Origin of the sequence: Ruegeria sp. HKCCE3926 (assembly GCF_017872515.1) — a bacterium.
In the GTDB taxonomy this organism is placed as follows: domain Bacteria; phylum Pseudomonadota; class Alphaproteobacteria; order Rhodobacterales; family Rhodobacteraceae; genus Ruegeria.
In genome coordinates, this window is sequence record NZ_JAEDOU010000005.1 from 278,511 (window position 1) to 286,353 (window position 7,843).

The following is a 7,843-nucleotide window of genomic DNA, read 5'->3' on the forward strand; positions in this document are numbered from 1 at the left end:
CGACATGGCACTTGACGGTATTACGGAAACGATAGCGCATTTTGTTGGAACTTTTGAGCTTACGATAGAACAAGCCCGCCTGAGGGATCAGTACGAGGAATTCAGCGCCCTGAGGCGTAAAGCCGAAATAGACGGGCTTGACGAGCCTACCTCGATCAACATCAAAGCGGATCTGGATATCCCAGCGGGCGAATACAAAGCCCTACCTTTCAATTTTCTTCCCTCTCAACCAGAACTTCCGTTGCCAAAAGCTCCTGTCGGGCCGGTGCATGAGTCGGTCATCATCCTTAACGGTGACAGCGCGGAATCCACGCGATTTGTTCCAGACAGCATATCCGGCCCGTCTTCTGCACCGGAACTGATTATTCTGCGACCGGATACGGTGCCATTGGGTTCGGCACTGACATTCACCGTGCAAAAGGTGGTCATGCGCGACAACGACACGGTGGGAGAAGGGGACTTTCGCGATACCGAAGCGCTGATCGCCCAGGGCGAAGAGATGATGGACATGGCGCTGTCGCTTCATGCCATGGCGGCCCCTACGCTTTCGCTCGCGGATTACAAGTCGACCGAAATGCTCGAGGCGCTGGCCGAACAGATGTTGGCCCCGGCAAACGCGAATATAGACGGGGTCACGGTACATCAGTTTCATGGCGATGATGCGTTGGGGGTGATCGTAAACGGCAAGTACGTTGACGAAGCTCCGGTATGGACAGACATCCTGCCTGCGTTCCATCAGCCGGATGAAGCCGGAGAGGATGAGACAGAGGCCATACTTCCGGCCGAGTGGGATCAGTCGAAAGATCCAGACTTTGACGACGGACACCTGGTCGTGACCGGAGGGAACCTTGCGATCAATGCTGTCTCGGCATCTATAGGTTGGGTTGATGCCCCCTATATCGCCGTCGGAGGGCAGGCGATCAGCCTGACCGCCATCAGCCAGGTCGCGCTTGTGTCAGATTGGGATGTGGGGGCGCCGGGAACGGGCAGCGGCACCAATGTGATTCAGTCCTCGAAGATCGAAGTCGAAGGCCGAGAGGCCCCCTGGCTGGACAATGGCACCGGAACAACCGGACAGCCCGAGTTCATCGTTGTGGATTGGGTCCACGGTGATCTGGTTGTGGCCAACTTCGTCAAGCAAGCTATCGACGCCACGGATATAGACAACATACAGACCGAGATTTCGGCCGCATCGACCTTGTACGCGCTGGGCGACAACGAAATGTTCAATGTCACCGACATCGTGCAGCTGGGCAGCTTTTACGACCTGATCATGATCGACGGGAATATGATTTCCGTGGACATGTTGTACCAGACCAACGCCCTGATGGATGACGATATCATCAACGGCGGTATGCCCGGCGCAATGGCCGGAGATGATGAAAACGTGATCATGAATGACGCGTCGGTCAAAACGATAGGCGCAGATACACATCAGGATCTGCAGCAGAACCTGTCCGACGCCATGGCGCTTGATCAAACGGACATCGATGCCTTGGAGAACGCGCTGCTCAACGATCCCTTGTTCGCAGGAATGGAACAGTTGCGCGTGCTCAAGATCGACGGAGACTTGTTGCAGGTGAACATTGTTGAACAGGTCACCATGATGCTGGATCAGGATCAAATTGACCTGTCCGGTCCAAGTGCCGCCGATACCGATGTCGTCGCAGGCAGCAACGCCCTGTTGAACTCTGTCAATCTGTCCAAAATGGGTGTGGATTCGACGGTTATGGCCGCTGACGGATCTTATTCTGACCTGCTGCTTCATCAGGCCAGCCTGATTGACGTGCCAGACAACCAAGAAATCACAGATATGACCAACGAGGCGATCGCCGCAATCATGGCGGACATGTCTGTGCCGCAACCGGATGCCGCCCTGGCACTGGACGCACAATCCACTGACACAACGACACCAGATGACGGCCTGCAATCCATGCTGGCCTGACTCCCCAAGTTTTTATCGAGTGACCAGAAGGTTTGTATATGTCGATTGTTTTTTCGTCGCGCCGTCCACTCTTATCCAGTCCACTGGACAGGCAGGGCGGTTTGGGCCCGAAGCGCCAGCGCGCAGACGGTGGGGCAGATCCAGCGACACAACGGGTCAAAGCCCGGTTGCACCTGACGCAGGAGATGCGCGTGTCTGAGTCAGATCCAGATTCGACGGTTGAAACCGAAGCGCCACAGCAATCCGAAGACCAAAAACACTCACGCGAACGACGGCGCGCTGATCCTCCCCATCAGCGTGCGCAGCCGCAACCCGCGCAGGATGAAGAAACGGCGGGTGGCGGCAATGGGGTGGCCGACGCCGACGGCCCGGATCCGGCATCCGCCGGGGACTCGACTGCGCGCAAGACCCCCTCTGCACGCTCATCCGGTGGGAACGGCATAGGCACCACGATCGAGGCCAAGGCAAACCAGCCACTGTTGCAAACGAATTCCGGCGGCGGTGATGGGAACGGGCCACCCCAAACCTTCCACAAACGCACCCCGCCCGAAGATTTCCAGCGCACGTTGCGCGTTTCGATGCGGGCGATCCGGCGCAATCTTGCGTTTGTTCTGGTCCTGACCTGCGCCACGAACATCCTGATCCTGGCGATCCCGATCTATCTGTTCCAGATCAGTGACCGTGTTCTGACCAGCCGGTCGCTGGATACGCTGATCATGCTGACGGCCATCGTGGCAGGGGCGGTGATCTTCCAGTCTGCTTTTGATGCGGTGCGGCGGTTCATGCTCATGCGGACCGGGGTCGAAGTGGCGGCCCGGCTGGGCGCACCGGTTCTGAGCGCGGCGGCCCATGCGTCGCTGCACGGAAACGGGCGCGAGTATCAGACATTGGGCGATCTGCAACAGCTTCGCGGTTTTCTGGTCTCGGGCACGCTGCTTTCATTTCTGGACGTGCCGTTTGCGCCGCTGTTCATCCTGATGATTTTCCTGGTGCATCCGCAACTGGGCATGATCGTGGTGGTTACTGCGCTGATCCTGATGACGATTGCGCTGATCAACCAGAAAATGACTGCCAAGCCGTTTGCCGAGGCCAACAAGGCACAGTCCATGGCGAACCTGCATCTGGATTCGATGTCTCGCAACAGCCAGATCATCAACGCCTTGGCAATGATCCCCGAAGCCGTGCGGATCTGGGGGCGGGACACTGCCCAATCGCTGACCTGGCAGGTGCGGGCGCAGGACCGCAACGTGATCTTTGCTTCAATCTCGCGCGCCGTTCGCCTTTTGACGCAGATCGGAATTCTGGGTTGGGGCGCGTTTCTGGCGCTGCAAGGAGAGATCACAGGCGGTATGGTGATTGCGGCCTCGATCATTGCCGGACGTGCCTTTGCGCCAATCGAAGGTTCGATTGAAGGGTGGAACAGCTATCTGCTGACTCGCGGAGCTTACGGCCGGATCAAGGCGCTGTTGTCGACCTCGGCCCTGCAATACGAAAAACTGCGTCTGCCACGCCCCGAAGGTAGGCTGGATGTCGAACGCCTGCTCTATGTACCGGGCGGAACCAAACGCGTGGTTCTGAACGGCATCACGTTCTCGCTGGTTCCCGGTGAAACTTTGGCCATCATCGGTAATTCCGGTGCCGGGAAAACCACGCTTGGGAAAACTCTGGTGGGATCCATTCTGCCCACATCGGGCAGCGTAAGGCTTGACCTGATGGACATCCGAAACTGGGACCCGCGCCAGTTTGGCGAAAGCATCGGCTACCTGCCGCAGGATGTTCAGCTGTTCCCGGGCACGATCAAGGACAATATCGGCCGGATGCGGGCGGATGCCACTGACGAACAGATCCACGATGCCGCCGTTCTGGCCGATGTTCACAACATGATTGCAACGCTGCCGCAGGGATATGAGACCGTGGTGGCCGCTGATGGCTCGCCTTTGTCCGGTGGTCAGAAGCAGCGTATCGCACTGGCGCGGGCGTTCTTCGGCAACCCCAGAATGGTTGTGCTGGATGAACCGAATTCAAATCTCGACGTCGCGGGCGACAAGGCGCTGGCATGTGCGATCGAACAGGCGCGTCAAAGCAAGATCACCGTTGTCGTCATTACGCAGAAGCCAACGTTGTTGAATGTTGTCGACAAGATCATGCTGCTGACGGACGGGCGTGTGGCCCTGTTTGGTCAACGTGATCAGGTTCTTCAGCAGATCAACGGGCCGCGCAAGCAGACTGGAATTGAAGGCCAGCAGGGGGGCTGACCATGAATAACCTCGTACCTGTGAACAACTCAGCCAATGAACCAGAAGTCTGGTATGCCGAGGTTCCGCGCTCGATCAACAGGTTGATAGTGATCGGGGTGGTCTTGCTTGTCGTGTGCTTCGGCGGTTTCGGGGTATGGTCCTTCAGTGCCCCGCTGGCCGCAGCGGTCATCGCGCAAGGCAGCTTTGTGGCCACGGGCCGCAACAAGATTGTCCAACATCTTGAAGGCGGCATCATCGAAGACATCAAGGTTGTGGAAGGTCAGGCGGTTCAGGCAGGTCAGGTTCTGATGACCCTGGACCAGACCTCGGCCCAGGCCAATGAACGTGAATTGCATATTCGCAAGCTGCGCCTTCAGGCCATGACCGAGCGGTTGCTGGCCGAGTACGGGGAGCGCGACCGCCTCGTGTTTTCGCAGGCGCTTGTCAAAGCATCCGACGATCCTGAAGTAATGGCCATTCTGGATGGGCAAAAGCTCAGCTTCGATGTGTCGCGCAAGACGCTGCTGAATGACTTGGCCCTGCTGGAGCGCAACATGGAAGCACTGAAAATCCGATCAAGCGGATTTGAGGCGCAGCTGGACAGCATGGCACGGCGCGCCGAGATCTTGCAGGAGGAGTTCGAGGCCAAGAGCCAACTGTTCGAAAAGGGCCTTGTCCGCAAAGGAGAGCTGAACACCATCCGTCGTGTGCAGGCCGAAGCCGAAGGTCAGCAGGCCCGGTTGCAGGCGGAAGCCGCTGAAATCAACCAGATGCTGCTGAAATATGACGAACAGATCGCGCGTACGCGGTCCGCCTATCGTGAGGCCGCACTGGATGAACTGGGCGTGATCGAAGCTGATCTGGAAAGCGTGCGTGAAAAATCCCGACAGGCGCGCAGCGTTCTTGACCGGGCCGTGGTGCGTGCGCCGGTAACCGGAACGGTGGTGAGATTGCATTATCACACGCCGGGCGGTGTGATTGAGACCGGGGAACCGATAGCCGAGATCCTGCCCGCAGATGCGCCCCTGATCATCGAGGCACAGATTCCGCGTACCGAGATTGACAGTGTCGTCACGGGGCAGACCGCCACAGTCCGCCTGATCGCATTGAACCAACGCACAACGCCTGTTTTGTATGGCGAGGTCTTCTATATCTCGGCCGATGCGCTGCTTGAGGATTCGACCGGTGTTCCGCAGGAAGTCTATCTGGCACGAGTCTCACTGACCCCGGATGAGTTGCAGCGCGTGCGCGGCTTTGTTCCGACACCGGGGATGCCCGCTGAAATCATGATCCAGACCGAGGAGCGCACCTTTGCGGCCTATATCGCCAAACCGGTATCAGACAGCATGTCGCGGGCGTTTCGCGAGCAGTAACACGCGCGTTTCCTTCCATGTCTACACCTTCCAAAATTCGCATGTTAACCTCTGCGCGGTGACGTAAAGGAGAACTCACATGCCGGTGACGGTGAAAGAGATGATGGAGGCGGCCAACGCGGTGGTCGAGCGTATCGATGCGGCCAAGGCAAAGGCGATGACCGAACAGGGGGCGCTGCTGTTGGACATACGCGATGCGAATGAGCTGGAACACACGGGCCGCGCCGTTGGGGCGCATCATATACCCCGGAGCATGCTGGAGTTTCGAGCAGACGATGCATTGCAATCACATGACCCTGCACTGCGCAAGGATCGCCCCATCGTGTTGTACTGCGCATCAGGCGGGCGCGCGGCTTTGGCCGGAAAACTCCTGAAGGATATGGGATACCAGAGGGTGTACAATCTTGGTGGATTGACGGACTGGGTGAATGGGGGCGGTGAAATCGCCAAATCCTAGTTTCGGAACCGTCTGCATCTGACACAAATCAAAGCGCAACACATTCGAATCGTGAAATATTTGGCCGGAAGCCATCAAAAGGAAAACCCGGTCATGTTTCGCCTTGCCGCTATGCTGTATTCCCTGATTGCAACTGCTCTGTCTGGTTCGGCCGTAATTGCCGTGCTTTCAGCTGGAATGGTATCCGTCAGCGCAATTGTGGGCGCCGCGGCCGCTGGGGCCGTAATCGCGGCTCCGGCATCCTGGATGGTGGCCAGGCGGCTGTATCAAGGCGCTTGATCAGGCGTTCAGGAAGGTCCTGACGGCAGCTTCGAACTCGCGCGGTTTTTCGGCGTGCAGCCAGTGCCCGGCGCCGGGGATCTTGGCAAATCGCGCGCCGGGAAACAGAGCGCGGATCTTGGCCCGATGTTCCGGCAAGACGTAATCTGACTCGCCCCCCGACAGGAACAGCGCGGAGCCTTGCCACTGGGTGTCCAACTCGGGAAAGCCCATGATATCTGGCATTTGGTCCGCCAACACATCCAGGTTCAGCAACCAACGCTTTCCCTTGATGTCCAGCGATTGGGTGAAGAAGCTCTGCAATGCTTTTTCAACGCCTTGCTCGGCCAATTGTTGCTCGGCATCCGAGCGGCGTGCAATGCGCGAGAAGTCCACGGCACGCATGGCCTCGATGAACTGAATTTGGCTGTGCGTGTATTTCACCGGCGCAATATCTGCGACCACCAGTTTGTTCACCAGCGCGCCGTGTTGCAGCGCAAGTGTCATCGCGGCCTTGCCGCCCATTGAATGCCCAAGTACGTCCGCCGTCCCGCCGATCCGTTCGATGACCTCGGCGATATCCTGCGCCAGATGGGGATAGTCATGACAAGCGTCCCACGCGCTGTAGGCATGGTTACGCATATCGACGGCCACAACCTGCCGCTGGTCAGATAGCCGTCTGGCAATCACGCCCCAGTTTCGGGCCGATCCATACAGGCCATGGGCAATGACAAGGGGCGGTCGGGCGGTCGGTTCGCCATGTATGATGGTGTTCAGCATGTACCGCGTGATACAAGCCACCGCCGGAAACGACCAGCCCCATTGTAGGTCATAGACGCTGCCGCTAGATTGCCTCCGCAGGAGGCCACCAATGCCGCAGGACCCAGACATTCAGACCCGGATCGCCGAAACGGTTGTGTTGCTGCGCGCAAAGCTCGGAGTGCGCGACAAGACGCTCGAGGCATCGATCCGCAAGGCCAGGCGCCGACTGCCGCGGCGCGTCTATAAGCAGGCCTTGATTCTGGCCCGGGCCGAGGCGATGGCGTCTCATCCCAAACTGAGGCTGGTTCTGGATAACCCCAGGCTGATCAAGGCGTCCGACGTGGTGCAGGAACATCTGGGGTCCATCAATCTTGCGGATCGCAGATGGGGGTGGTTCCTTGGTCTGCTGGGGGGGCTGGCCTTCAACATGCTGGCACTGACGACACTGTTGCTGGTTTTTCTGTGGTGGCGCGGCTTGATCTGAGCTTGGATTCCGGACAACGCGCCAAGGTCTGAACATGGCGCAAACCCCTGTGTGCGGTAACATCGAATGCACGGAGTCGGTGTGACCAGCGCGAAAGGCTGATCGGGGCGGAAAAAGCGCGTATTGACCAGAATGGCTTGGGCGACCGTGGGGCCCGGGACCTTGCCCAAAACATCGGATTTGCGCTGGGCGAGATCCAGACCGTTTTCAGGGATCTGACGCAAAAAAAAACGGCGCCTCAAGGCGCCGTTCCGTGTTTGAGGGTGGACCAGTTACAGGTTCGGATAGATCGGGAATTTGGCGCAGAGGTCTGCGACCTCGGCCTTG

General features: G+C 58.4%; 7 protein-coding genes. 6 read left to right on the forward strand and 1 reads right to left on the reverse strand.

The window, feature by feature from the left end; genetic code table 11:
* The first annotated feature begins 4 nt into the window (after window positions 1–4).
* The 5 genes from I9184_RS14940 to I9184_RS14960 all read left to right on the forward strand — a co-directional run bounded on the left by I9184_RS14940 (window position 5) and on the right by I9184_RS14960 (window position 6,291).
* Complete coding sequence (locus tag I9184_RS14940) at window positions 5–1,945, forward strand: type I secretion protein (RefSeq protein WP_209835022.1); 1,941 nt, start codon at window positions 5–7, stop codon at window positions 1,943–1,945.
* Between the two features lie 38 nt (window positions 1,946–1,983).
* Window positions 1,984–4,200 carry a type I secretion system permease/ATPase gene (locus tag I9184_RS14945; RefSeq protein WP_209835023.1) on the forward strand — a complete coding sequence of 739 codons (2,217 nt, stop codon included), beginning with the start codon at window positions 1,984–1,986 and terminating at the stop codon, window positions 4,198–4,200.
* Window positions 4,201–4,202: 2 nt separating this feature from the next.
* Window positions 4,203–5,555: an HlyD family type I secretion periplasmic adaptor subunit gene (locus I9184_RS14950; protein ID WP_209835024.1), complete on the forward strand. Its 1,353-nt coding sequence runs from the start codon at window positions 4,203–4,205 to the stop codon at window positions 5,553–5,555.
* Between the two features lie 79 nt (window positions 5,556–5,634).
* The gene (locus tag I9184_RS14955; RefSeq protein ID WP_209835025.1) at window positions 5,635–6,012 is read left to right on the forward strand and encodes a rhodanese-like domain-containing protein; all 378 of its coding nucleotides are present in this window, start codon (window positions 5,635–5,637) and stop codon (window positions 6,010–6,012) included.
* 93 nt (window positions 6,013–6,105) lie between these two features.
* Window positions 6,106–6,291, forward strand: a complete 186-nt coding sequence (locus tag I9184_RS14960) for a hypothetical protein (RefSeq protein WP_152457401.1) — start codon at window positions 6,106–6,108, stop codon at window positions 6,289–6,291.
* Here I9184_RS14960 and I9184_RS14965 read toward each other — a convergent pair whose 3' ends face one another.
* On the reverse strand, window positions 6,292–7,050 hold the full coding sequence (locus I9184_RS14965) for an alpha/beta fold hydrolase (protein ID WP_209835026.1): 759 nt from the start codon (window positions 7,048–7,050) through the stop codon (window positions 6,292–6,294).
* A 91-nt stretch (window positions 7,051–7,141) separates the two neighbouring features.
* Here I9184_RS14965 and I9184_RS14970 point away from each other — a divergent pair, with 91 nt between their 5' ends.
* Window positions 7,142–7,516, forward strand: coding sequence for a hypothetical protein (locus I9184_RS14970; protein ID WP_209547087.1), 375 nt, complete (start codon window positions 7,142–7,144; stop codon window positions 7,514–7,516).
* Window positions 7,517–7,843 lie beyond the last annotated feature (327 nt).

Coding starts and splice junctions, on each gene's coding strand:
- I9184_RS14940 (WP_209835022.1), top strand. CDS start 5: ATGGCACTTGACGGTATTACGGAAACGATAGCGCATTTTGTTGGAACT.
- I9184_RS14945 (WP_209835023.1), top strand. CDS start 1,984: ATGTCGATTGTTTTTTCGTCGCGCCGTCCACTCTTATCCAGTCCACTG.
- I9184_RS14950 (WP_209835024.1), top strand. CDS start 4,203: ATGAATAACCTCGTACCTGTGAACAACTCAGCCAATGAACCAGAAGTC.
- I9184_RS14955 (WP_209835025.1), top strand. CDS start 5,635: ATGCCGGTGACGGTGAAAGAGATGATGGAGGCGGCCAACGCGGTGGTC.
- I9184_RS14960 (WP_152457401.1), top strand. CDS start 6,106: ATGTTTCGCCTTGCCGCTATGCTGTATTCCCTGATTGCAACTGCTCTG.
- I9184_RS14965 (WP_209835026.1), bottom strand. CDS start 7,050: ATGCTGAACACCATCATACATGGCGAACCGACCGCCCGACCGCCCCTT.
- I9184_RS14970 (WP_209547087.1), top strand. CDS start 7,142: ATGCCGCAGGACCCAGACATTCAGACCCGGATCGCCGAAACGGTTGTG.